The sequence below is a fragment of the Aminobacter sp. GW821-FHT11F06 genome, from assembly GCF_058808215.1.
On the sequence record NZ_JBXARL010000002.1, the window covers coordinates 547,853 to 571,085 of the forward strand.

Genomic DNA, 23,233 nt, shown 5'->3' on the forward strand with positions numbered 1-23,233 from the left:
AGATTTGCGGCCAAATTGACCGATATCGGCGGCGTTTTCTTGCGATACCGGCACGAAAGACGAAAAAATGTCTGCGATCGCAACCGGCGCGCAATCACCGGCAACTCCTTGGCGTCACGAAATTCGTGCGATGCTGGCGCTCGCCTGGCCGATGATCCTCACCAACCTGGCGCAGACGGCGATGACCGCCACCGACGTCATGATGCTCGGCCGGCTCGGGTCCGATGCGCTCGCCGCCGGCGCGCTTGGCTCGAACCTCTATTTCGCGCCGCTGATCTTCGGGCTCGGACTGATGTATGCGACCTCGCCGATGATGGCCGCCGAGCTTGGCCGCAAGCGCCATTCGGTGCGCGATGTCCGCCGTACCGTGCGCCAGGGCCTGTGGCTCGCCGTCCTCATCTCCATCCCGATCTGGGCCCTGTTGTGGTTCACCGAGCCGATCCTGCTCGTCATGGGCCAGGAACCCAAGCTCGCCGAGCAGGCCGGCATTTATGTGCATCACCTGCAGTGGGCGGCGTTGCCGTTTTTCGGCTACATCGTCTTGCGCTCCTTCATCTCGGCACTTGAACGCCCCGGCTGGGCCCTGGTCATCATGGCGATCGCTGTTGCCGCCAACGCGCTCGGCAACTGGCTTTTGGTGTTCGGCAAATGGGGTTTTCCCGAGATGGGCATCGCCGGCTCTGGCCTTGCCACCAGCATCGCCAGCGCGATGATGTTTCTGGGCATGGCCGCCGTGGTGATGACGGAAAAGAAGTTCCGCCGCTACCGGCTGTTCGGCCGCTTCTGGCGGGCCGACTGGCCGCGTTTCAAGGCGCTGCTGTGGCTCGGCGCGCCGATCTCCGGCATCCTTGCCTTCGAGGTCACCATCTTCAACGCCGCAGCCTTCCTGATGGGGCTGATCAATTCGGCGTCGCTGGCGGCGCACGCCATCGCCATCCAGATCTGCGCGGTCACCTTCATGATCCCGCTCGGCCTTGGCCAGGCGGTTACCGTGCGCGTCGGGCTTGCCTTTGGCGCGAAGGACCATGACGGCATCACCCGCGCCGGCTGGACGGCCTATGTGCTCGGGGTGTCCTTCATGGCGCTGATGGCGCTTGTCATGGTTTTGTGGCCGCATGCCTTGATCGGCGCGTTCATCGACGTCAGCGACCCGGCCAACGCCACCGTCATCGGCCTTGCCGTCACCTTCCTGGTCTTCGCCGCCCTGTTCCAGGTCGTCGACGGCGCGCAGGCGGTTTCGGCCGGCATGCTGCGCGGGCTGCAGGACACGACCATTCCGATGATCTATGCCGCGATCGGCTATTGGGGCGTCGGCCTGCCGCTCGGCGTCGTGCTCGCCTTCCACTTCGGTTTCGAAGGCCGCGGCATCTGGATCGGCCTGTTCACCGGCCTCGCCGTGGTGTCAGCGCTGCTTTTGTGGCGCTGGTTGAGGCGGGAAAAGCTCGCGCTGATGGACCGGCCGGTGATGTGAAGGGTAGCCCTTCTCCCCGTTCACGGGGAGAAGGTGCCGGCAGGCGGATGAGGGGCAGCACGAACTCGCAGAATTGGCGCTGCCCCTCACCCGGCCGCTTCGCGGCCACCCTCTCCCCGTAAACGGGGCGAGGGAAGATTTCTCAACTCTCCGACGACATCGCCCCGAGCAACTTCCTGATATCACCGAACCTGGCGATCAGCCCGAACACCAAAGCCGCCACCGCCACAAAGAACACCGACACCGAGGCCATTGTCGGGGTGTAACCGTACCGCAGGGCGTTGAAGATCTTGATCGGCAGGGTTTCAAGCGTGAAGCCGATGGTCATGTAGGCGACGATGTATTCGTTGAGCGACAGAACGAAGGCAAAGGCGTAGCCCGAAACGAGATAGGGCCGGATCAGCGGCAGCACCACCGTCTTCAGCACCGTGCGATCATCGGCGCCCATGGTCGCCGCCGCCTCGACCAGCGAGCGGTCGATGGAGGCAAAGCCGAGCGACAGGGTGACCAGCGGCAGCGTGACGAAAAAGATCGCGTGGCTGATCACAGCCGTCCATGGCTGGCCATAGAAGCCGGTCGTTGCCCAAAAGGTCAGCATGCCAAGGGCTGTGATGACAGGCGGCAGGATGAAAGGTGCCAGGCCGAGAATCTGGAAGACATTCGCCCAAGGCGCGATGCGCCGCCACAGGAACCAGGCCAGCGGCAAAGCGATGGCGACAGCCAGTGCCGCCGCGGTCACCGCCAGCGACAGCGAGGCGATCAGCGCCTTGCGCCATTCCGGATCGGCGAAGATCTGCGCATACCAGGCCAGCGAAAAGCCTTTTGGCGGGAAGGCCAGATCCTGCTTTTCGTTGACCGACACACCGGCAACGACGATCAGCGGTGCGGCGAGAAACAGGGCTACGGCTGTGAAATAAAGCCGGCGAAAGAAGGTCTGTTTCACAGCGCGCTCTCCCTGCGTCCGACGAGCAGCGTCAGCCCCACCAGCGCCAGCGACATCAGCACCAAAAACACCGCCATCGCCGCGGCGAAGGGCATGTTGGACTGGTAGATCGCCTGGTCGGTGATCAGCACCGACAGTGTCCAGTTCGATGGCCGGCCTAGTATCTGCGGCAGCAGGTACGAGCCGAGCGCAAAGACGAAGACCATGATCAGCGTGGCGACAATGGTGTTGCGCAGTGCCGGCACGACAACATTGAGAAAGGCCCTGACCGGCGAAGCACCCAGCGTGCGCGCGGCCTCGAGCAGTGTCGGGTCAAGACGCACCAAAGCGGGATAAAGCACCAGGATCGTATAGGGCAGCGCCTGGTAGACCATGCCGGTCAGCACCGCCCAGAAGCTCGGCAAAAGCGCCACCGGCTCCTTCATCAGGCCGATGGCGACGAACAGATTGGTGATGCCGGCGGTGCGCGAAAACAGCGTCGACCAGGCAAAGCCGATGATGACCTCGGATAGCGACAGCACCGACAGCAGGCACACCAGCCAGATCGTCTGCACCTTGCGCGGCCGCTTGGTGAGCAGGAAAGTGAAGGGGAAGGCGATCAACACGCAGCAGATGGCGACCATCACCGCCAGCATCAGCGAGAAGCCGAGCACCTTGCCGAAGAACGGCGTGAGGAAGCGGGCGTAGTTGGAGAAGACGAAATCGGGCGTGTAGAAGCCCGAGGGATCGCGCTGGAAGAAACTCACCGCGATCATCGTCGAAAACGGCACGACGAAAAAGACGATCAGCATCAGCCCGGGGAAAAACAGCGGACTGTAGTCGGCGATCGATTTCGGTGCCTCGCGCTTCATGACTTGAGCACCACGCAGGCTTCCGCCGGCAGGATCAGGCCGACCTGCTGGCCGGCCACGACCTCGGGCCGTTCGCGCGGGGTAGCGACAGCAACGATGGTTTTGCCGCCCGCCTCGACAAAGGTCTCGATCGTGCCGCCGAGATCGCGCACGAAGGTCACCGTGCCAGCGATGGCATCGCCACCGACCGGGCCGAGATGCACGTCCTCGGGGCGGATCGACACCGAAGCCTTGGTCATGCCTTCGGGCATCGTGAGATCAGGAATGGCCTGCCCAAGCACCGAGACGCGGCCGAGACGGTCGACGGTCGCATCGAGCAGATTGGTCATGCCGATGAAGTCGGCGACAAAGGCGTCGGCCGGCTTGCGGTAGATCTCGATCGGGGGTGCTGCCTGCAGGATCTTGCCGTTGCCCATGACGACGACGAGATCGGCCATGGTCATGGCCTCGCGCTGGTCGTGGGTGACGACGAAGGTGGTGATGCCGAGCCTTTGCTGCAGCTGGCGCAGCTCTACCTGCATCGCCTCGCGCAGCTTGGCGTCGAGCGCCGACAGCGGCTCGTCGAGCAAAAACAGCTTTGGCGACAGCGCGAGCGCACGGGCAATGGCCACACGCTGGCGCTGGCCGCCGGAAAGTTTGGCCACCGGCCGGTCGGAAAAGCCGGGCAGATCGATCAGCTTGAGCAACTCGTCGGAGCGCTTCTTCTGGTCTTCGCGCGAGGCGCCGCGAATGCGCAGCGCATAGGAGATGTTGTCGCCGACCGACAGATGCGGAAACAGCGCCAGCGACTGGAACACCATGCCGAGATTGCGCTTGTGCGTCGGCACCGGGGTGATGTCGGTGCCGTCGAGCAGGATCTCCCCGTGGGTCGGCTCCTCAAGACCGGCAATCATGCGCAAAAGCGTTGTCTTGCCGCAGCCGGAAGGGCCAAGCAGGCAAACGAACTTGCCGTGCGGCACCGACAGATTGGCCGTGTCGACAGCCTTGAAGTTGCCGAATGACTTGGTGATGTCCTTGAGCTCAAGTCCGGACATGGGGGTGCCTTAAAACGTTGGTGCGGCGTTGCGGAAAGCGTCTCTTCTCCCCGTTTACGGGGAGAAGATGCCGGCAGGCAGATGAGGGGCGGTGCGAGCCTTGCCGCGCTGGCTCTGCCCCTCATCCGGCCCTACGGGCCACCTTCTCCCCGTAAACGGGGAGAAGGAACAAGAAGATCACCCAACGATCAGCTCGGTCCACTTCTGGTTAATCCAGTCGGCCTTGGTGGTGTAGAGGTCGTAGCGCGGGATGATCGGCGGAATGTCCGACGACACGGCGGCGAACTGTTCCGGCGTCAGGTCGAGCAGATCGCGCTTGACCGTCGGTGCGGTGCCGACCTTGCGCGACATCAGCGCCTGCACGGCGGGCTGACACATGTGATCGATGAAGGCATGCGCCTCCTCGGTCTTCTTCGAAGCGCGCGACAAAACCCACGAGCCGGAATCCTGGATGCCGCCTTCCTTGGGGAAGGTCGAGCGCACAGGGTGGCCCTCCGCCGCCGCAAGGCCGGTAACATCGTGATAATACTGGCCCATCGGGATTTCGCCCGACTTCAGAGCCTGTTCGAACTGCGCCTCGTCACGATACCACAGCCGGACATTCGGCTTGACCTCGGCGAGCTTGTCCAGCGCCTTGAGGATGCCTTCCTCGGTGTCGAGCGCCTTGGTGCCGCCCATGAAGGTGGTCGCGGTTACTTCGAGCAGGAAGGAGTTGGAGGCCAGCGCCAGCAGGCCGAGCTTGTCGACGTTGGCCGGATCCCAGAGCGCCGCCCAGCTGTCGGGCGCGGTCGGGTAGACGTTGGTGTTGGTGACAAGCGTGATGTACCAGGCCACCGCTCCGATACCGGCGACGCGTCCATCAGGGTACTTGTTGACGAAATGCTCGATCAGGTTCGAGCTGTTCTTGATCTTGGCAAGGTCGAGCGGCGCCCACAGACTGGTCGACTGGCCCTTGAGCATCGCTGTCTGCGACATCATCGAAAGATCGGCCGGCGCCTGGCCGGCCTTGGCCGCCTGCTCGAGCTGCACCAGCCAGGCTTCGCCTGTCGGTTCGGCGATGGATTCGACAGCAATGCCTGTCGCCTTGGTGAATTCGGGGAAGATGTGCTCGTCGAACGACTTCTTGAAGTAGCCGCCATAGACGCCGATCTTGATCGACTTGTCCTGCGCCCTCAGGATCGATGGCATGGCGAGCAGGCTGGCGGACGCCACGCCAGCGCCAAGCACGGCGCGCCGGCTGATCGGGGTGTTCAGTATCTTTTTCATTGGTCTTCTCCTCATTTATTGCCGGCTTTTGCCGGACGTTCCCATGATTTTTTAATGACGGAGGCTCGTGTCAGCGTGCTGCGGCGCGGGCCTCCAGTGAACGGGCATATTGGGTCAACGGGTAGCAAAGCACGAAGAAGATCACGGCCACCAGCCCGTAGACGGTGAACGGCTCGAAGGTCGCGTTGTTGATGGCGTTCGAGGTCCTGAGCAGTTCCTCAAAGCCGATGATCGAGGTCAGCGCGGTTGCCTTGATGAGCTGGACGAGGAAGCCGACGACCGGAGCGCGGGTGATGGCAAAGGCCTGCGGCAGGATGATCAGGCGCAACTCCTGGACATAGTGCAGGCCAAGGCTCGCGCCGGCATCCCACTGACCCTGCGGCAAGGCGTCGACGCCACCGCGCCAGATCTCGGCGAGATAGGCGCTGGCAAAAAAGGTCAGGCCGAGCACGGCCGCCGTCCACGGCTCGATGCGGAAGCCGAGCATCGGCAGGCCGAAGAACATTAGGAACAACTGCATGAGCAAGGGCGTGCCCTGAAACAGCGCGATGTAGCCGCTGGCGAAGCGGCGTTTCCATTTGCCCTTGGAAATGCGCAGAAACAGGATGGCGATGCCGACGATGCCGCCACCGACAAAGGCGGCGATCGACAACAGCACGGTCCAGCGCGTGGCGAAGATCAGGTTGCGCAGGATATCCCAGAAGGTGAATTCGATCATGATACGCCTGCCGACAATGTACGGCGGCCGATGCCGACCAGAAGCCGGCGCAGCGCGATCGAAAGGCCGAGATAGATCATGGCGACGACGAAATAGGTCTCGAAGGGGCGGAACGTCCGCGCCTGCAGCATGTCGGCTTCGTAGGTGAGTTCACTCACTGCGATCTGCGACACGACCGAGGACTCGAGCATCATGATCACGATCTGGCTCGTCAGGGCAGGGAAGATGACCTTCAGCGCCTGCGGCAGCACGATCTTGACGAAGACCTGGCGCGGCCGCAAGCCCAAAGCAAAGGCCGCCTCGCGCTGGCCTTTCGGCACCGCGTCTAGGCCGGCACCGACGATCTCGGTGGTGTAGGCGGCCATATTGAGCGTCATCGCCAGGATGGCGGCGGCGATCGGATCGAGCCTGATACCGATCGCCGGCAGGCCAAAGAAGATGAAGAACAATTGCACCAGGAACGGCGTGTTCCTGATCACCTCGACATAGACAGTGATGGTGCGCTTGAGCCACAGCGGTCCGCTGCGGCGGCCGGCGGCGGCCAGCACGGAGATTACCGTGCCGGCCAGCGTCGTTACCACGATCAAGAAGATGGTCATGGCGGCACCGCGCGCGATTGCGCCCAGTGCCCCTTCAAGCCAGCCGAAGTCGAGGCTGTAGCTCACCTATCAATCCTTGAGGTTCTCGGGGTTGAGCGGAACCTTCAGCCATGCTTCGGACGACTTGCTGAGACGGCCATCGGCCAGCATCGCCGCGACAGTGTCGTTGATCACCTTCTTGAGACCGTCCTCTTTCTTGTTGAGGCCGATATGCGACGGCGAGGTCAAAAGCTGGAACTTCTGCTCCGGCTTGAGTGCTTCCTGGCGCGCCAGCACCTGGGCGCCGACGTCGTTGCCGACAACCATCAACTGGGTCTGGCCGGAAATGAAGGCCTGGATGACGGCGTTGTAATTGTCGAAGCGCTTGATGTCGGCGTTAGCCGGCGCCGCCTCGGTCAGCGAGGTGTCTTCCAGCGTGCCGCGATTGACGGCGATCGACTTGCCGGCGAGGTCGTCCTTGCCGGCAACCTTGAGTTCGGCGGGGCCGATCACGGCGATGTAATAAGGCGCGTAGGCAGCGGCGAAGTCGATGACCTGCTCGCGCTCCTTGGAGTAGCCGACGCTCATCAGCAGATCGACGCGGTGGTCGGTCAGGTAGGGGATGCGGTTCTGGCCGGTCACCGGCACCGGGTTGAGCTTGACCTTAAGCGCGTCGGCGATCGCCTGCGCCACATCCATGTCATAGCCCTTGAGGCTCATGTCGGCGCTGGCCGAGGAAAAGGGCGGGAAATCGGCGAAGACGCCGACATTGATCTGGCCGGCCTTGGCAATGTCTTCGAGCGCATCGGCATTAGCCGGCTGCACAGCGAAGGCGGCAGTGCCAGCGACAATCAGAGCGGCGACCGTCGATTGCAAAATCGTCTTGATGTTCATGTCGTGGTTCCCTCTGGAATGTTTGCTTGTTGAACAGTCTCGTTAGCACCTGGCCGCTGCTTCCCAAACAGCGGCCAGTCGAAATTGTTGTTGTTTATGCGCCCTTATTGGTGACGAAGGGGCTGAACATCATCAGGCTCAGGATCTCGAACAGCACCTGGGCGCCGGCATGCGCCGTATTGGTGGTCGAGTCGTATTGCGGCGCGACCTCGACGACATCGCCGCCGACAAGGTTGAGGCCCTTCAAGCCGCGCAGGATCTCCAGCACTTCACGCGTCGTCAGCCCGCCGACTTCAGGCGTGCCGGTGCCGGGCGCAAAGGCCGGGTCGAGGCTGTCGATGTCGAATGACAGATAGGTCGGGCCGTCGCCGACGATCTTCTTCGCCTTTTCGATGACTGCGGGAATGCCCATGCCACTGACGTCTTCGGCGTGGATGATGGTCATGCCGGATTCGTAGGAGAACTCCCACAGATACTCGGCCGAGCCACGGATGCCGATCTGGATGACGCGGCTGGGGTCGAGCACGCCGTCAAGCACCGCGTTGCGGAACGGGCCGCCATGGTGAAACTTGGTCAGGTCGTAGGCGCCGCCGGTGTCGCAATGGGCGTCGATGTGGATCATGCCGACCGGGCGTTTCTTTCCGACCGCCTTGAGGATCGGATGGGTGATCGAATGGTCGCCGCCGACCGACAGCGGCACAACGCCAGCGTCGACGATCTGGCCGATGCGACGCTCGATGTCTTCATGGCTGAGTTCGAGCCGGTAGCGGCTGCGGAATGGCACGTCGCCGATGTCGGCGACCCTGAGTTCCTGCACCGGCGCGCAGTCGAGCACGTGGTTGTAGGGGCCGATGCGTTCGATGGTGCGCAGCGCGCGCGGGCCGAAACGCGAGCCGGGCCGGTTGGTGACGCCGAGATCCATCGGCACACCGATCATCGCCACCTGCAGGTCGCCGAAATCCGGATTGTCGTTGTCGATCTCCCGATAGGGCGCGGTCAGGAAGGTCGGGATGCCCGAATAGGGCGCGAGCCGGGTGCCGGCCTTGTTGAAAATCTTGTCGGCGACGCGGCGGAATTTCGGGTCGAACAGATCGCCGCCATGGCCCTCGCCATATTTCTTGCGCAGCTCGTCAAGTTTTTTGACGTCGAAACCCATGATTTCCTCCTGTGGTCCGAGACGGCAATGCGGGCGATCGCCTGTAGCCGCCCGCTCCCGGCGGTCAGCCTGATACCTCATGTTCCCCGCATGCTTTTTGGTTGTTATCGGCCAAGTCTCCGGCAGCGCCGTTGAAATAGCAATTGATAATGTTAAGGTCTTAGCTGTGAGAATTTCTCACAGTGAACGGCCCTTGCCGTGGAGATTTTGATGTCCAGGCGCCTGCCCCCGCTGAACCCGCTGCGCGCCTTCGAGGCAACCGCCCGCCATGGCTCGCTGACCAAGGCGGCGGTCGAACTCAACGTCACCCATGGCGCGATCAGCCACCAGATCCGGGCGCTTGAAGCCACCTTGAAAGTCAAGCTTCTGGAACGCAGCGGCGCGCGCCTCAAGCTCACGCCCCAAGGCGCCGAGCTGTTGCCCGCCGTATCGGGTGCCTTCGAAAGCATTGCGGCGGCAACCGCGCGCATGACGCGGCCAACCAGTTCGGGAAAGCTCACCGTCAGTTGCGTTCCAGCGCTTCTGGCGCTTTGGCTCATCCCACGGCTCGGCGGCTTCACCTCGCAATATCCCGGCATCAGCATCAGTCTCAACGCATCCAACGACCCGCGCGACATCCACGCGCCCGATGTCGATGTCTGCGTGCTCTATGGCGACGGCAGCTGGACCGATTGCTGGCTGAAGAAATGGTCGACCCCGGAGCTGTTTCCGGTGGTCAGCCCGACGCTCATCAACAACCGGCCGATCCGCAGCGTGCGCGACATTGCCGACCATGTGCTGTTGCATGCCGACGACGGCCGCGAGTGGCACACCTGGCTGGCCGCCGCCGACGCGCTCGACATCAAGCCGGCACAGCAGCACCGCATGTCGGGCGCGAGCCTGACCACGGAGGCTGCGGTGCACGGCCATGGCCTGGCGCTCGGCGACAATGTGACGGCCTCCAGCCTGCTCGCCAAGGGCCAGCTGGTCACGCCGTTCAACCTGTCGGTGCCGGCGATCGACGCCTTCTATGTCGTCTGCCGCAACGAGGTGAAATGCGCGCCCATCGCGCAGGTTTTCATCGACTGGCTGTTTGCCGAGCGCGAAGACCTCGCCGCTCGCACGGAGCAGGCCGTCACCGGCCAGATCAGCATCCGCAAGAGACGCTCCACCAAGACGCCGCAGCCAGCATGATGCGCGCCAACGTATGGCGCTCTAACGAGACCGTCAGGTCCCGGGGGCAGACTGGGGAAACAGGAAGGTTATCCCGGTTTTAATGCCCCATTTCGGACCGAGATCTGGCCCTTCCAGCCAGTATTTCGCGCCCACCGAAAGGCTGACCGTCTGCTCACCGAGCTTGACGATCTGCGAGACGGAGGCCGAAACCGGCAGGTTCCAAATGTCGCCCGTCCAGTCATAGGAGGCATCGAGGTTCGCCGAAAGCGTCCTTCCGCCGCCGATATGCCAGGCAATGAAGGGCTGCACTTCGCTCGCACTCACGCTCGGCCGGTCGCCGTCGCCGAGCACCGACCACATATGGCTTGCCGAAACGCCCATCGTTATGGATTGCGATTGCAAAAGGAGAAGGCCGGACGGGCCAAGCGACAGCTTGCCTGAACCGAGCTCATCTTCGGTGGCGGTGGGAAACGATATCTGCGGCCCCACCGCCCAGACCAACGGGCCGTGCGTGCTTGGGGTCAGGGAAAAATTCTGACTGATGTCGCCAAGGCCGAAGCGCCCTTCCTTGAGCCCGGCCGGATCGCTGTAGGCGACAGGAAAATCGGTATGCGAAATCATGTTCCAGTCGTCGTTGATCGCAAACGGTATGACCGGCTCTATGTCCAGCGAGTAGGAATAGACATTGCCTTGCGGCCAGCGCCCGAAGTCGAAATCGGCGTGGACGGGGACGCTGATCATGAAGGAGGCTGGGTTTGAGACTTTCCGCGCCAGTTCGTCGGCATCGTCGGCGGCCGACGCATCAACCGCTGCCAGCAAAAGGAAAGCGCCTGCGACCTGCAGGGAAATCAGCCGAGGCGCAAGACCACCGCCCGCGCGGCGACTGAGTTCGCCGGTTACGCCTTGATTCATTTCCATAAAGCCGAAAGTCTCCCGTTGCCGCCAATATGGGATAGTGCGCCGCGGTAAGTCAAACCGCGCGCCCTGCCTGCGTGGCGCCAAGCAAGGGCATCTGGCCACTCTTTCAGCCTGTGCAACCTATGAGGCCAGGGTTGCTTTTTTCTCGTCTGCAGCTTGATCGCCCGCGCGCTATATCTCAAAGCTGTCAACGAGGTCGCGGTCCCTACCTGCTCGACAGGGCGGACGCGCCAAGGAGGAATGAAGCGGCATGGCCAGGACCGACATTGCACGGCGGGTGTACAACCACACCTGGAAGCTCGATCCGATCGTGCGGTCGCTGCTCGACACGGACTTCTACAAGCTTTTGATGCTGCAGATGATCTGGGGCATGCACCCCAAGGTCGACGCCACCTTCTCGCTGATCAACCGCGCGACTTCGGTCAAGCTCGCCGAGGAAATCGACGAGGGCGAATTGCGCGAACAGCTCGACCATGCGCGCACCCTGCGCTTCTCCAAAAAGGAGATGATCTGGCTCGGCGGTAACAATTTCTACGGCCGCAAGCAGATTTTCGAGCCGGAATTCCTCGCCTGGCTCGAGAATTTCCAGCTGCCGCCCTATGAACTCGAAAAGCGCGACGGCCAGTATGAGCTGACCTTCGCCGGCCCGTGGATGTACACCTCGATGTGGGAGATCCCCGCACTTGCCATCATCAACGAGCTGCGCTCGCGCTCGGTGATGAAGGCCTTCGGTCCCTTCGCCCTCGACGTGCTTTATGCCCGCGCCAAGTCCAAGATGTGGGACAAGACCGAGCGGCTGAAGTTGCTGCCCGACATCAAGATCTCGGATTTCGGCACGCGCCGCAGGCATTCGTTCCTGTGGCAGCGCTGGTGCGTCGAAGCGCTCAAGGAAGGCATCGGCGAGGCCTTTACCGGCACGTCCAACGTGCTTCTGGCCATGGACACCGACCTCGAAGCGCTCGGCACCAACGCCCATGAGCTGCCAATGGTCTATGCCGCGCTCGCCAACAGCCAAGACGAACTCAAGCAGTCGCCCTACAAGGTGCTGCGCGACTGGCAGCGCTATTATGGCGGCAACCTTTTGATCGTCTTGCCCGACGCCTTCGGTACCGCCGCCTTCCTGCGCGACGCGCCCGACTGGGTCGCCGACTGGACCGGCTTCCGCCCCGACAGCGCCCCACCGATCGAAGGCGGCGAGCGCATCATCGAGTGGTGGCGCGAAAGGGGCCAGGACCCGCGCTCGAAGCTTTTGATCTTCTCCGACGGGCTCGACGTCGACACCATCATCGAAACCTACCGGCACTTCGAGGGCAAGGTGCGCATGTCCTTTGGCTGGGGCACCAATTTGACCAACGACTTCGAGGGCTGCGCGCCTGTCGAAACCGATCGGCTCAACGCCATTTCGCTGGTCTGCAAGGTCACCGAAGCCAACGGCCGCCCGGCGGTCAAGCTGTCGGACAACCCGGCCAAGGCCACCGGCGACAAAAAAGAGATCGCCCGTTACCTCCGCATCTTCGGCGAAAAGGACCGCGTCGAGCAGTTGGTGAAGGTGTAGGCCGGTTCGGAAATAGTATTTTCGCCGTTCAGACCAGCGTCACGCCTGCGTCGCGCATCTTGCCGATCATGACGTCCAGCGACCCGCCGAGGTCGATGGCGCGGCAGGCGTCGAGCCGGACTGTGGTTGCAAAACCATGCTTGACCGCGTCGAGCGCCGAATAGGCAACGCAGAAATCAGTGGCCAGCCCAACCAGCGTGATTTCGTCCATGCCGCGCTCGCGCAGATAGCCGGCAAGACCGGTCGGCGTGAGGCGGTCGTTTTCGAAAAAGGCCGAATAGCTGTCGATGCCGGAACGAAAACCCTTGCGCACCACAAGCTCGGCCTTGGCCCAGGCGAGGCCGGAATGGAAGTCGGCGCCGCGGCTGCCCTGGATGCAGTGGTCCGGCCACAGCGTCTGGGTGCCGTAGGGCATGTCGATGCTTTCAAACGGCTGCTTGCCCTGATGGCTGGAGGCAAAACTCGAATGGCCGGCCGGATGCCAGTCCTGGGTCAGCAGGACGTGTTCGGTGTTGCGTATGAGGTCGTTGACCAGTGGAATGATCTCGTCGCCGCCCGACACGGCAAGCGCGCCGCCGGGGCAAAAGTCGTTCTGCAGGTCGACAACGATGAGCGCGTCGGTGGCCATGGAGCCTCCATCAGGCTGGTTTCTCGGGCCGCCGAAACTGGGTCAGATGGCAGCGCGCGTCAACCTTCAACTTGGCCAAGACCTGGCTTCGCGCGACGCGAGGCCAGGCTTTGACAAAAGGCCGCAGCGGACTATCATTTGAATGCGAATGATTTTGTCCGGTGACAAGCCGGGAGGCATTGCGTGTCCCGTTGCGCGAAACCCAAGACGCCGAAGACCGAAGATATCAGGCCCCGGGAAGGCCTGCGATGAACGGGCACAGCGGCTCGCCCGACGGCGGCTTCCATTTGCAGGAACAGATCGGCTTCATCCTGCGCAAGGCACATCAGCGCCATGTCGCGATCTTCGCCGCCCATATCGGCGACCTGACGCCGCCGCAATTCGCGGCACTGGCCAAGTTGCACGATGTCGGCGAAACCTCGCAGAACCAGCTTGGCCAGCTGGTCGCCATGGATGCCGCGACCGTCAAGGGCGTGATCGACAGGCTGCATGCGCGCGGCCTGGTGCAGATGGCAAAGCATGACGTCGACAAGCGGCGCTTGATGGTGCGCCTGACCGACGAGGGCCGGCGCGTGGTGGAAGAGCTTGTGCCACTGGCGCGGACAGTCACCGAGGAGACGCTGTCGCCGCTGTCATCGAAGGATGCGGCGACGTTGCTGGAGCTGCTGGTGAAGATTGGTGGTTAGGGCAGTAGGGGATTAGGGCAATAAGGCAGTAAAGGAACGGCCAAAACTGCCCTACTGCCCTATTGCCGTACTGCCCTAATGTCAGCCGACGAAAGCGCGCTCGACGACGAAGGTGCCCGGCTCATTGAGCGAGCCTTCGACGAAGCCGAGGCTTTCGGCCAGTTCCTTGACGTCCTTGAGCATGTGCATCGAGCCGCAGATCATGATGCGGTCGGTTTCAGGATCAAGCTTTTCGATGCCGAGATCGGAATAGAACTGGCCCGACGAGATGAGCGCTGTGATGCGGCCCATGCGCTCGGACTCTTCTTGTGTCGTCGAGTTGTACAGCGTGACGCGGCCATGGGTCAGTTCGCCGATCAGCGGATCGTTTTCGAGATTGGCGACAAGTTCCTGGCCATAGGCCAGCTCGGCGACGTCGCGGCAGGTGTGGGTCAGCACGACATGTTCGTAGCGCTCATAGGTGTCGGGATCGCGCAGCAGGCTGGCGAAGGGCGCGATGCCGGTGCCGGTCGAGATCATGAACAGGCGCTTGCCGGGGGTCAGCGCGTCGAGCACCAGCGTGCCGGTCGATTTCTGGCGCATCAGTACGGTGTCGCCCGGCTCGATCTTCTGCAGCTCCGAGGTCAGCGGGCCATCCGGCACCTTGATCGAGAAGAATTCAAGCTCGTCGTCCCAGGACGGGCTCGCCACCGAATAGGCGCGGAAGACCGGCTTTTCGGCATTGGGCAGGCCGATCATGACGAACTCGCCCGAGCGGAAGCGCAGCGACTGTGGCCGGGTGATGCGGAAGGCAAACAGGCGATCGGTGTAATGCTTCACCGAAACCACCGTTTCAGCATAGACATTGGCAGGGATAGGGAACTGAAGCGGCTTTGCGTCGACCGTCTTCAGCGCTGCTGCGGTGTTCATCGATCAAACCTCTCGCCAGGCGCGAGCGGCGTTTTCGACCGGCGCGCTGCGGAAATACAGGCAAAGTGTGGAGCCTTGTTCAGCCCTTTAATTAGTATGCATATGATCTCAACGTCAAGATTGTGGCCTAAAACGCCTTTCTAAACTGGCACATGATCGTAGTCCGGGCTTTTCGGGATTGGTCGATGGACGAGAAAATTCCCGCAATGGCGGGAAATGCCATCGCGCATCGACGTAGCGGGACCTGCGCCGGCTGGCGCGGGCTGGCCCGGATAACCTTCGCTTCGCTCCGGTTTCCGGGATGACGGCTGTTGGTGTCAGCCCATCGCCTTGCCATCGGCGTCAAAGCGGTAGGTGCGTGCCGCGTCGGGCGTGGCGTAAAGCGTGGCGCCGGGGCCGGTCTGGTATTCGCCAAACAGGCGGATGGTGATGAGGCCGGCTTTTTCGGTTTCCAAAAACACATTGGTGTCGGCGCCAAGATGCTCGGCGTGGATGACAGTGCCCTTCCAGGCGCCCGCGGTATCGCTGACCAGGATGTGCTCGGGGCGAACGCCGATGGTCTTGGCGGTTTCGCCAAGGCGGGCACCGTCGATGAAGTTCATCTTGGGCGAGCCGATGAAGCCGGCGACGAAAAGATTAGCCGGCTTGTTGTAGAGTTCCATCGGCGCGCCGACCTGCTCGACACGGCCGGCATTGAGCACGACGATGCGGTCGGCGAGCGTCATCGCCTCGACCTGGTCGTGGGTGACGTAGACCATCGTCGCCTTCAACCGGTGGTGCAGCTGGGCGATCTCCAGGCGCGTGTTGACGCGCAGCGCAGCGTCAAGGTTCGACAGCGGCTCGTCGAACAGGAACAGTTTTGGCTCGCGCACAAGAGCGCGGCCGATGGCGACACGCTGGCGCTGGCCGCCGGACAGTTCGGCCGGGCGGCGCTTGAGGTAGGGCTCGAGCGACAGCATTGCCGAGGACGCTGCGATGCGCTGGTCGATCTCGGCGGTCGGCGTTCCCGCCTGCTTGAGGCCGAGGCTCATATTGTCGCGCACGGTGAGGTGCGGATAAAGCGCGTAGGTCTGGAACACCATGGCGATGCCGCGCTTGGAGGGCGGCGCGTTGGTGACCCTTAGACCGTCGATCAGCACGTCGCCGGACGTTGCATCCTCAAGCCCGGCGATGATGCGCAGCAACGTCGACTTTCCGCAGCCCGACGGGCCGACAAAAACGACGAACTCGCCGTCCTTGACCTCGAGGTCGATGCCTTTCAGCACGTCGACCGGGCCGAAGGACTTCTTGACGTTTTCGATCTTGAGAGATCCCACAGGCTATTCCCTCTCTTTAAAGCTTGACGGCGAGGCCGGTGCGGACGCTTTCGTCGGCTGCCAGGCATACGCGCAATGATTTGACGGCGTCATCCATGTGACGGGTGAGGTTGATGTCCTCGCGGATGGCCTTGAGCACAAATGCCTGCTCGCGGTCGCAGAGGCCCTGATGGCCGGGCTCGTCCTTCATCGACAGATCCTCGTCGGTGCGCAGGAAATGGCCGTCGGCGCCGAGATCGGCGCGATGGACGCGGATCATGCTGGTCTTGGTGTGGGAATCGACATCGTCCGACTTGGTCGTGGCTTCGTTGACGACGATCGACACGCTGCCCTTGGGCGAAATGACGTCCTTCACGAAGAAGGCGGTCTCCGACATCATCGGGCCCCAGCCGGCTTCGTACCAGCCGACCGAACCGTCGGCGAACAGCACCTGGAGATGGCCGTAATTGTACATCGCCGGATCGATCTCATCGGTCATGCGCAGGCCCATGCCGCGCACCTCGACCGGATCGGCGTCGGTGATCTGGCACATGACGTCGAGATAATGCACGCCGCAGTCGACGATCGGCGAGGTCGTCTTCATCAGCTGCTTGTGGGTGTCCCACTTGTGGCCGGAAGACTGCTGGTTGAGGTTCATGCGGAAAACGTAAGGACCACCCAGCGCGCGCGCCTCGGCGATCATGCGCATCCACGAGGGGTGATGGCGCAGGATGTAGCCGATGACCAGCTTGCGGCCATTGGCCTTGGCGCATGCCACGACACGTTCCGCATCGGCGACAGTGGTTGCCAACGGCTTTTCCAGGAAGACGTGACAACCGGCCTCGAGCGCCATGACGGCATAGTCGGCATGGCTGTCGGAATAGGTGTTGATCGAGGCGACGTCGGGCTTCAACTCGCGGATCGCATCCTCGAACGAACGCTGGATCGTGTAGCCTTCCATCCCCGCCGGCAGCGGCACGTCCGAACGGTTGACGAGTGCGGCGATCTCGAAGCCGGGGTTGTTGTGATAGGCGAGCGCATGGCTGCGGCCCATATTGCCGAGGCCGGCGACGACGACGCGAAGGGGCTTTTGTGTAGTCACTTGACGGCTCCGGAAGTGATGCCGCGGATCAATTGCCGCGAGAAGAAGAAGTAGAGGACCAGCACCGGCAGGATGGCGAGCGAGAGCGCTGCCAGCACGGCGTTCCAGTTGGTGACGAACTGGCCGATGAAGACCTGGGCGCCAAGGGTGACGGTCTTGGTCGCTTCCGACGGCGCCAGGATCAGCGGGAACCACAGATCGTTCCAGATCGGGATCATGGTGAAGACGGCGACAGTTGCCATGGCCGGGCGGATCAGCGGCAGCACCAGGCGGAAGAAGATGCGGTATTCTGAGAGCCCGTCAATGCGCCCGGCGTTCTTCAGATCATCCGACACCTGCTTCATGAATTCGGACAGGATGAAGACGGCAAGCGGCAGGCCTTGTGCGGTGTAGACCAGCACCAGCGCTGTCCGCGTGTTGACCAGCCCGGATGCCACCATCAGCTGCAGGATGGCGACCGTGCCAAGGCGGATCGGGATCATGATGCCAAGGGCCAGATACAGGCCCATCATCGTGTTGCCCTTGAAGCGGTATTCCGACAGCGCGAACGCGGCCATGGCGCCAAACAAAAGCACGAAGAACAGCGAGGCGACGGTGACGATCAGGCTGTTTTGGAAATACTGGATGAAATCGCCCTGCGCCATCACCGTCCTGTAGCCGATGAGGTCGAAGGTTTCGGTAGTCGGCAGCGACAAGGGCGAGCGGAAGATGGCGGCGCGCGACTTGAACGAGTTGACGACGATGACCAGCACCGGAAACAGCGCGATGACAGTGTAGGTCAGCAGCACCGCATGTGCGCCGATGCTGCGTGGCAGGGATGTGGCAGCCTTGCTCATGACGCCCTCAGAACTGGTAGCGGCGCAGCCGCCGCTGGATAAGGAACAGATAGAGGCACACGCCGCCGAGGATGATGAAGAACATCATCGAGGCGATGGTGGCACCCATGTTGGGGTCGCCGATCTGCAGCTGGAAGCCGAAGAAGGTGCGGTAGAGGAAGGTGCCCAGGATGTCGGTGGCGTAATTGGGGCCGGCGAGCGCGCCTTGCGCCGAATAGATCAGGTCGAAGGCGTTGAAGTTGCCGACGAAGGTGAGGATCGAGATGATGCCGATGGAGGGCAGGATCAGCGGCAGCTTGATCTTCCAGAACTGCGAGAAGCCGGTGACGCCGTCGCATTCGGCCGCTTCGATCACCTCGTCGGGGATCGACAGCATGGCGGCGTAGATCAGCATCATCGGGATGCCGACGAACTGCCACACCGAAATCAGGCCGAGCGTTGTCAGCGCGTATTCTTCCTTGCCGAGCCACGGCACGAACACGCTCTTGAGACCAACGAGATCGAGCAGGTTGGGCGCGACGCCCCAGAGCGGGCTCAGGATCAGCTTCCAGGCGAAACCGACGATGACGAAGGACAAGATGGTGGGGATGAAGATCGCCGTGCGGTAGAAGGCGGAAAAGCGCAGCTTGGGGCTCGACAGAAGTGCCGCGAGCACGACGCCGATCGGGTTCTGCACCAGCATGTGGATGATGAAGAACCAGGTGTTGTTGCCGAGCGCGTTCCAGAACGACGCCGCCCAGCGCGGATCGCCAAACAGCGTGCGGAAATTGTCGAAGCCGGAGAACACCTGCGCGTTGTCGATGTTGCGGAACAGCGACAGCTGCAGCGTCCCGAACAGCGGCAGGATCATCACCGCGGTGTAGACCAGGAGTGCCGGCGCCAGGAAAACGGCGATGTGCCAGCGCGTCGGTCTCTTGTCTTGGCTATGCTCTAGGCTTTGCTCCGACATCTCAAATTCCCTGGCCCGGCCCGTTCTGGGCCGTTGATCTGACTTGCGAGGATGGACCTCTGCGGCGCTTCCAGCCGGCTGGCAATTGGAAACAGTAGCGCATCTTCGGGCGCTAATATTCAACCCCTCATTTCGATTCCGCGAGGTTCGAAATCGTGAGGGGATCGAGAGCGCCGCCGAGGCGGCGCCCTCCTGAGCGAGCATCAAGCCCGCCGCATCTTACTTAGCCGGCTTGAACCAGCTGTCGAGGCCCTTCTGCAGCTCGGCAGCAGCGGCTTCCGGGGTCTCGGTGCCGTTGATGACGTTGGCCGACTTGACCCAGGTCTCGTTTTCGAGGTTCGGCGTGCCGCGCGACAGAACCTGATAGGTCGAGCGGATCGTCGGCTTGCACTTCTCGCGCCAGGAGACGAACTCCTGTGCCAGCGGATCTTCCATCTTCACCGCAGCCGAATTCAGGCTGAAGAAGCCCGGCAGCGCGTTGGCATAGATGGTCGCGAAGTCAGGCGAAGCCACCCAGGTCAGGAAGGTCTTGGCGGCATCGGCGTTCGGGCTCTTGGCGTTGAGGCCAATGCCGATGTCGTTGTGGTCGGAGATGTAGCAGGTGTCGCCAGCCTTCTGGACCGGCGGCGGGAAGGCACCCATCTTGAACTGAGCCTGGGTGTTGAAGGTCGAGATCTCCCACGAGCCGGCCGGGTAGATGGCGGCGCGGCCGAGCGTGAAGAGGTTCTGGCTGTCCGGATAGGTCTGGGCTTCGAAACCGTCGCCGAGATAAGGCTTCCACTTGGCGAGCGTCGCAAAAGGCGCAACCCACTGCGGATCGGTCAGCTTCTGCTCGCCCTTCATCAGCGCCAGACGGCCTTCTTCACCTTTCCAGTAGTTCGGGCCGATGTTCTGGTAGCCCATGGTCGCGGCTTCCCAGAGATCCTTGGTGCCCATGGCCATCGGGATGAAGGTTCCGTCCGCCTTGATCTTTTCAAGCGCTGCGAAGAACTCTTCTTCGGTCGCCGGCACGGCGATGCCGAGCTTTTCGAAGGCGTCCTTGTTGTAGATGAAGCCGTGGATGACGGAGGCCATCGGCACGCAGAAGCTCGCCTTGCCATCGTCGGTCTGCCAGGCGGACTTGGCGACATCGGAGAAGTTCTCCATGCCGGCAAGGCTGGTCAGATCGGCGAGCTGGCCCTTCTTGTAGAGCTCGAGCGAGGCGTCGAACGGACGGCAGGTGATCAGATCACCAGCCGAGCCAGCGTCGAGCTTGGCGTTGAGCGAGGCGTTGTACTCGGTCGGAGCCGTCGGCGAGAACACCACCTTGATGCCCGGATTGGCTTTTTCGAAGGCCGGGATCAGCTTTTCCTGCCAGATGGCAAGGTCGTCGTTACGCCAGCTCTCGATGGTCAGCGTCTTATCCTGGGCGAGCGCGATCCCGGCAGTGCCGAGAATGCTGGACGCCATCAGAAGTCCAGTAAGCAACCTGTGTTTCATTTCCATTCTCCCTGTTTAGTTTCTCTCGGGCCTCTACTGATGAGAGCCTCTGCTCCCCTCGAGCTTCGAAAGTGCGGACCTGAGCCGTTGGCCCGCACCTTCAAGAAGTTGGTTTGCTGCCTCGGGGCTTGTCGCCCCGGAGGCCAAAAGGATCGCCACCTTGACCGAACCGCCGCTCTTTTCGAGCAGGCTTGCGGCTGTGGCTGTGTCGCAGCCGGCAATCGCCGAAACGATGCGCGCGGCGCGCTCGTGCAGCTTGAGATTGTCGGCATGGAGGTTGACCATGTAGCCGTCATGGACATGACCGAGATGGATCGCGGCAAGCGTCGACATCATGTTGAGGGCGATCTTCTGCGCCGTGCCGGCCCCCATGCGGGTCGAGCCGGCAACGACTTCCGGCGGCGTCGCCAGCAGCACGGAAATCTCGGCGAGGCCAAACATCGGCGCGCCTGCATTGTTGGCGAAGGCGATGGTCGCAGCACCACGGCGCCTGGCCTCTTCGAGCGCGCCCATCGCATAAGGCGTCGAGCCGCTGGCCGAAATGGCAATCAGGCAGTCGCCGGCATCAAGGCCGGTCGCGGCGACATCGCGCGCAGCCTGGCCGGCATCGTCTTCAGGGCCGCCAGCCAGATTGACCAGCGCCTCGGTGCCACCAGCAAGCAAGATGAACACGCGTTCACGCGGAATGCCGAACGTGCCGGGAAGCTCAAGCGCATCGGCCAGCGCCATCAGGCCGGAACTGCCCGCGGCGGCGTAGACAAGACGACCGCCGCCAGCGAGGCAGGCAGCGATTTTTGCGGCGGCTTGAGCGATTTCGGGGATGGCGGCGTGGACAGTGCGGGCAGCTTCGATCTGCGCATCCGCAAGCAGGCGGAGAACGGAATCGGGCGCCTGGGCATCAATGCCCCCGGCATCCTTGTGCACCGCTTCTGTACGCCTTGGCGCCATTCTGTCTCTCCCTTACGTCGACAATACCAAAAAAATACCACTTGTCCAGCGGCGTTAACAAATTCCTTTGCTGCAGCGCAAGGCGGGTCGAAAAATCCATATAATTCAATCAAATGGGGATTCTGATCCGATCACCGGAATTTAAAGCTTGGCTATTGGTATTTTATTGGTATTATCGGCCACGAGGAGAAAACGCCGTGGATCTTGTGCTCGGGATAGATGGTGGCGGCACCGGCTGCCGGGCCGCACTGGCTACCGCAACCGGCGACATTTTGGGTCGCGGGCGTGGCGGACCGGCCAATATCCGCACCGACCTTGCCGGCGCCTGTGGCAACATCGTCGAAGCCGCCCGCCTGGCATTCATCGAAGCCGGCCTTGACCCCGCATTGATCGCCTCGACCGACGCCGTGCTCGGCCTCGCCGGCGCCAATGTCGGCGACTACAAGCAGCGGCTGGAGGCGATGCTGCCGTTCCGAAACAGCGCCGTTGAAAACGACTCGCTCATCTCGCTCGAAGGCGCGCTCGGCGCGCATGACGGCGCCATCGCAGCACTTGGAACCGGAACCGTTTATCTCGCTCGTCAGCAAGGACAGCTCAGGCCGATCGGCGGCTGGGGGTTTCAGATCGGCGATCTCGGCAGCGGCGCGCGCATCGGGCGCGACCTGTTGCAGGAAACGCTGCTCGTCTACGACAAGATCCATGCCGGCTCGGCGCTGACCGACATCATGCTTGAGCGTTTCAACGGCAACCCGAGCGACATCGTTGAATTCACCACCGCAGCCAAGCCTGCCGATTACGGCGCGTTCGCACCGATGGTGTTCGAACACGCCGCGAAAGGCGATGCCGTCGGCCAGAAACTGGTCGAGCGCGCGGTTTCCGACGTCGAGCAAACACTCGCCGTTTTCGACCTGTCGCCGACCCAGCGGCTTTGCCTGCTCGGCGGGCTCGCCGCCCTCTATGCGCCACTGCTTTCAAAACGCTATCGCGCGATCATGCATCCGCCATTGCAGGACGCGCTTGGCGGTGCCGTGATGATGGCGGCGAAAAGATTCGGCAAGGTGGGAGGCGACCATGGATGATGCCGCCGAACGCATTTTCGCCGCCCTGCGCGACGTCACTCAGAGTGGCGCGCCGCTCTATCTCCAGCTCAAGAAGAACATCGAAGAAGCAGTCAAGCGCGGACTGATCGGCCCTGGCGACGCCCTGCCCTCGGAACGCGATATCGCAGCCCAGGCCGACATTTCACGCGTCACCGTGCGCAAGGCGGTGCAGGATTTGGTCAAGTCGGGCGTGCTGGTGCAGCGCCACGGCTCGGGCACCTTCGTTGCCCCGCGCATGGAGCGCGTCGAGCAATCGCTGTCGCGCCTGACCTCGTTCACCGAAGACATGGCCCGGCGCGGCATGGCGGCGCGCTCGCAATGGCTCGACCGTGGTGTCTACCCGCCCTCGCCCGACGAGATGATGGTGCTTGGACTGTCGGCCAGCGAGCTGGTGTCGCGGCTGAGCCGTCTGCGCATCGCCGACGAAACGCCGCTGGCGATCGAGCGCGCGGCAATTTCGGCTTCGGTGCTCGCCGACCCTCGTGAAGTCACATCTTCGCTCTATATGGCACTGGGCAAGACTGGCCACCGGCCGGTGCGTGCCGTACAGCGCATCTCGGCGGTCAATCTCGGCGAGGCCGAGGCCAAACTGCTTTTGGTGCCGGCAGGTTCCGCCTGCCTGCAGATCGAGCGCATCTCATACCTTGCCAGCGGCAAGGTGATCGAGTTCACCAAGTCGATCTATCGTGGCGACGCCTATGACTTCGTCGCCGAACTAAGGCTACCCGGCCCGGACGGGCAAGAAGGAGACATCGCTTGAAC

The 23,233-nt window shown here is 62.6% G+C and carries 23 protein-coding genes; 6 read left to right on the plus strand and 17 right to left on the minus strand.

Translation table 11 applies throughout. The annotated features are described in order from the left end of the window. Positions 1-67: 67 nt before the first annotated feature. Positions 68-1,471 (plus strand): MATE family efflux transporter, encoded by a 1,404-nt coding sequence (locus tag AC1RTB_RS07190; RefSeq protein WP_492876054.1) that lies wholly within the window; start codon positions 68-70, stop codon positions 1,469-1,471. Between the two features lie 142 nt (positions 1,472-1,613). Here the strand turns inward: AC1RTB_RS07190 and AC1RTB_RS07195 are convergent, their stop codons facing one another. The 8 genes from AC1RTB_RS07195 to speB form a co-directional block, all read right to left on the minus strand. Then, on the minus strand, positions 1,614-2,414 hold the full coding sequence (locus tag AC1RTB_RS07195; RefSeq protein WP_492876057.1) for an ABC transporter permease: 801 nt from the start codon (positions 2,412-2,414) through the stop codon (positions 1,614-1,616). Beyond that, a complete protein-coding gene (locus AC1RTB_RS07200) occupies positions 2,411-3,265 on the minus strand; it encodes an ABC transporter permease (RefSeq protein ID WP_492876059.1) in 855 nt (284 codons plus the stop codon). The genes AC1RTB_RS07195 and AC1RTB_RS07200 overlap by 4 nt, the downstream gene beginning before the upstream one ends. Further along, positions 3,262-4,299 (minus strand): ABC transporter ATP-binding protein, encoded by a 1,038-nt coding sequence (locus AC1RTB_RS07205; protein WP_492876060.1) that lies wholly within the window; start codon positions 4,297-4,299, stop codon positions 3,262-3,264. Before AC1RTB_RS07205 ends, AC1RTB_RS07200 begins: the two co-directional genes overlap by 4 nt. Positions 4,300-4,476: 177 nt before the next feature. Next, complete coding sequence (locus AC1RTB_RS07210) at positions 4,477-5,565, minus strand: ABC transporter substrate-binding protein (RefSeq protein ID WP_492876061.1); 1,089 nt, start codon at positions 5,563-5,565, stop codon at positions 4,477-4,479. 70 nt (positions 5,566-5,635) lie between these two features. Continuing rightward, positions 5,636-6,283 (minus strand): amino acid ABC transporter permease, encoded by a 648-nt coding sequence (locus tag AC1RTB_RS07215; protein ID WP_492876063.1) that lies wholly within the window; start codon positions 6,281-6,283, stop codon positions 5,636-5,638. Beyond that, positions 6,280-6,948, minus strand: coding sequence for an amino acid ABC transporter permease (locus AC1RTB_RS07220; protein ID WP_492876064.1), 669 nt, complete (start codon positions 6,946-6,948; stop codon positions 6,280-6,282). The genes AC1RTB_RS07215 and AC1RTB_RS07220 overlap by 4 nt, the downstream gene beginning before the upstream one ends. A gap of 3 nt (positions 6,949-6,951) precedes the next feature. Further along, a complete protein-coding gene (locus AC1RTB_RS07225) occupies positions 6,952-7,755 on the minus strand; it encodes a transporter substrate-binding domain-containing protein (protein WP_492876065.1) in 804 nt (267 codons plus the stop codon). Positions 7,756-7,849: 94 nt separating this feature from the next. Then, positions 7,850-8,911, minus strand: coding sequence for an agmatinase (gene speB / locus AC1RTB_RS07230; RefSeq protein WP_492876067.1), 1,062 nt, complete (start codon positions 8,909-8,911; stop codon positions 7,850-7,852). 210 nt (positions 8,912-9,121) lie between these two features. On the opposite strand from speB, the gene gcvA reads away from it, so the two are divergent. Then, a complete protein-coding gene (gene gcvA / locus AC1RTB_RS07235) occupies positions 9,122-10,084 on the plus strand; it encodes a transcriptional regulator GcvA (RefSeq protein ID WP_492876069.1) in 963 nt (320 codons plus the stop codon). Between the two features lie 33 nt (positions 10,085-10,117). Here gcvA and AC1RTB_RS07240 read toward each other — a convergent pair whose 3' ends face one another. Continuing rightward, the gene (locus AC1RTB_RS07240; RefSeq protein WP_492876071.1) at positions 10,118-10,984 is read right to left on the minus strand and encodes a transporter; all 867 of its coding nucleotides are present in this window, start codon (positions 10,982-10,984) and stop codon (positions 10,118-10,120) included. Positions 10,985-11,234: 250 nt separating this feature from the next. On the opposite strand from AC1RTB_RS07240, the gene pncB reads away from it, so the two are divergent. Next, positions 11,235-12,539 (plus strand): nicotinate phosphoribosyltransferase, encoded by a 1,305-nt coding sequence (gene pncB / locus AC1RTB_RS07245; RefSeq protein WP_492876072.1) that lies wholly within the window; start codon positions 11,235-11,237, stop codon positions 12,537-12,539. A 28-nt stretch (positions 12,540-12,567) separates the two neighbouring features. Here pncB and pncA read toward each other — a convergent pair whose 3' ends face one another. After that, positions 12,568-13,167 carry a bifunctional nicotinamidase/pyrazinamidase gene (gene pncA / locus AC1RTB_RS07250; protein ID WP_492876074.1) on the minus strand — a complete coding sequence of 200 codons (600 nt, stop codon included), beginning with the start codon at positions 13,165-13,167 and terminating at the stop codon, positions 12,568-12,570. Between the two features lie 248 nt (positions 13,168-13,415). Here pncA and AC1RTB_RS07255 point away from each other — a divergent pair, with 248 nt between their 5' ends. After that, positions 13,416-13,853, plus strand: coding sequence for a MarR family winged helix-turn-helix transcriptional regulator (locus AC1RTB_RS07255; RefSeq protein WP_492876076.1), 438 nt, complete (start codon positions 13,416-13,418; stop codon positions 13,851-13,853). A gap of 81 nt (positions 13,854-13,934) precedes the next feature. Here the strand turns inward: AC1RTB_RS07255 and AC1RTB_RS07260 are convergent, their stop codons facing one another. The 7 genes from AC1RTB_RS07260 to AC1RTB_RS07290 form a co-directional block, all read right to left on the minus strand. Next, positions 13,935-14,762, minus strand: coding sequence for a ferredoxin--NADP reductase (locus AC1RTB_RS07260; protein ID WP_492876078.1), 828 nt, complete (start codon positions 14,760-14,762; stop codon positions 13,935-13,937). A gap of 317 nt (positions 14,763-15,079) precedes the next feature. Continuing rightward, a complete protein-coding gene (locus tag AC1RTB_RS07265) occupies positions 15,080-16,078 on the minus strand; it encodes an ABC transporter ATP-binding protein (RefSeq protein ID WP_492876080.1) in 999 nt (332 codons plus the stop codon). Positions 16,079-16,094: 16 nt separating this feature from the next. Beyond that, a complete protein-coding gene (locus AC1RTB_RS07270) occupies positions 16,095-17,159 on the minus strand; it encodes a Gfo/Idh/MocA family protein (RefSeq protein WP_492876082.1) in 1,065 nt (354 codons plus the stop codon). Continuing rightward, entirely contained in the window at positions 17,156-17,995 is an 840-nt protein-coding gene (locus AC1RTB_RS07275; protein ID WP_492876083.1) for a carbohydrate ABC transporter permease, read from the minus strand. The genes AC1RTB_RS07270 and AC1RTB_RS07275 overlap by 4 nt, the downstream gene beginning before the upstream one ends. 7 nt (positions 17,996-18,002) lie before the next feature. Next, positions 18,003-18,944, minus strand: coding sequence for a carbohydrate ABC transporter permease (locus tag AC1RTB_RS07280; RefSeq protein ID WP_492876084.1), 942 nt, complete (start codon positions 18,942-18,944; stop codon positions 18,003-18,005). Between the two features lie 219 nt (positions 18,945-19,163). Further along, the gene (locus AC1RTB_RS07285) at positions 19,164-20,423 is read right to left on the minus strand and encodes an ABC transporter substrate-binding protein (RefSeq protein ID WP_492876085.1); all 1,260 of its coding nucleotides are present in this window, start codon (positions 20,421-20,423) and stop codon (positions 19,164-19,166) included. 33 nt (positions 20,424-20,456) lie between these two features. Next, positions 20,457-21,371 carry an N-acetylmuramic acid 6-phosphate etherase gene (locus AC1RTB_RS07290; RefSeq protein WP_492876087.1) on the minus strand — a complete coding sequence of 305 codons (915 nt, stop codon included), beginning with the start codon at positions 21,369-21,371 and terminating at the stop codon, positions 20,457-20,459. Positions 21,372-21,568: 197 nt separating this feature from the next. On the opposite strand from AC1RTB_RS07290, the gene AC1RTB_RS07295 reads away from it, so the two are divergent. Together AC1RTB_RS07295 and AC1RTB_RS07300 are read left to right on the plus strand one after the other, a co-directional pair. Then, positions 21,569-22,450, plus strand: coding sequence for a glucosamine kinase nucleotide-binding domain-containing protein (locus AC1RTB_RS07295; RefSeq protein WP_492876088.1), 882 nt, complete (start codon positions 21,569-21,571; stop codon positions 22,448-22,450). Continuing rightward, positions 22,443-23,231, plus strand: coding sequence for a GntR family transcriptional regulator (locus AC1RTB_RS07300; protein ID WP_109575754.1), 789 nt, complete (start codon positions 22,443-22,445; stop codon positions 23,229-23,231). The genes AC1RTB_RS07295 and AC1RTB_RS07300 overlap by 8 nt, the downstream gene beginning before the upstream one ends. The last annotated feature ends 2 nt before the right edge of the window (positions 23,232-23,233 follow it).

What these genes read in the sequence shown, in the direction of transcription:
- AC1RTB_RS07300 (WP_109575754.1), top strand. Translation starts at nt 22,443, where the DNA reads ATGGATGATGCCGCCGAACGCATTTTCGCCGCCCTGCGCGACGTCACT.
- pncB (WP_492876072.1), top strand. Translation starts at nt 11,235, where the DNA reads ATGGCCAGGACCGACATTGCACGGCGGGTGTACAACCACACCTGGAAG.
- speB (WP_492876067.1), bottom strand. Translation starts at nt 8,911, where the DNA reads ATGGGTTTCGACGTCAAAAAACTTGACGAGCTGCGCAAGAAATATGGC.
- AC1RTB_RS07210 (WP_492876061.1), bottom strand. Translation starts at nt 5,565, where the DNA reads ATGAAAAAGATACTGAACACCCCGATCAGCCGGCGCGCCGTGCTTGGC.
- AC1RTB_RS07200 (WP_492876059.1), bottom strand. Translation starts at nt 3,265, where the DNA reads ATGAAGCGCGAGGCACCGAAATCGATCGCCGACTACAGTCCGCTGTTT.
- AC1RTB_RS07280 (WP_492876084.1), bottom strand. Translation starts at nt 18,944, where the DNA reads ATGTCGGAGCAAAGCCTAGAGCATAGCCAAGACAAGAGACCGACGCGC.
- AC1RTB_RS07290 (WP_492876087.1), bottom strand. Translation starts at nt 21,371, where the DNA reads ATGGCGCCAAGGCGTACAGAAGCGGTGCACAAGGATGCCGGGGGCATT.
- pncA (WP_492876074.1), bottom strand. Translation starts at nt 13,167, where the DNA reads ATGGCCACCGACGCGCTCATCGTTGTCGACCTGCAGAACGACTTTTGC.
- AC1RTB_RS07205 (WP_492876060.1), bottom strand. Translation starts at nt 4,299, where the DNA reads ATGTCCGGACTTGAGCTCAAGGACATCACCAAGTCATTCGGCAACTTC.
- AC1RTB_RS07225 (WP_492876065.1), bottom strand. Translation starts at nt 7,755, where the DNA reads ATGAACATCAAGACGATTTTGCAATCGACGGTCGCCGCTCTGATTGTC.
- AC1RTB_RS07215 (WP_492876063.1), bottom strand. Translation starts at nt 6,283, where the DNA reads ATGATCGAATTCACCTTCTGGGATATCCTGCGCAACCTGATCTTCGCC.
- AC1RTB_RS07285 (WP_492876085.1), bottom strand. Translation starts at nt 20,423, where the DNA reads ATGAAACACAGGTTGCTTACTGGACTTCTGATGGCGTCCAGCATTCTC.
- AC1RTB_RS07240 (WP_492876071.1), bottom strand. Translation starts at nt 10,984, where the DNA reads ATGGAAATGAATCAAGGCGTAACCGGCGAACTCAGTCGCCGCGCGGGC.
- AC1RTB_RS07255 (WP_492876076.1), top strand. Translation starts at nt 13,416, where the DNA reads ATGAACGGGCACAGCGGCTCGCCCGACGGCGGCTTCCATTTGCAGGAA.
- AC1RTB_RS07190 (WP_492876054.1), top strand. Translation starts at nt 68, where the DNA reads ATGTCTGCGATCGCAACCGGCGCGCAATCACCGGCAACTCCTTGGCGT.
- AC1RTB_RS07275 (WP_492876083.1), bottom strand. Translation starts at nt 17,995, where the DNA reads ATGAGCAAGGCTGCCACATCCCTGCCACGCAGCATCGGCGCACATGCG.
- AC1RTB_RS07260 (WP_492876078.1), bottom strand. Translation starts at nt 14,762, where the DNA reads ATGAACACCGCAGCAGCGCTGAAGACGGTCGACGCAAAGCCGCTTCAG.
- gcvA (WP_492876069.1), top strand. Translation starts at nt 9,122, where the DNA reads ATGTCCAGGCGCCTGCCCCCGCTGAACCCGCTGCGCGCCTTCGAGGCA.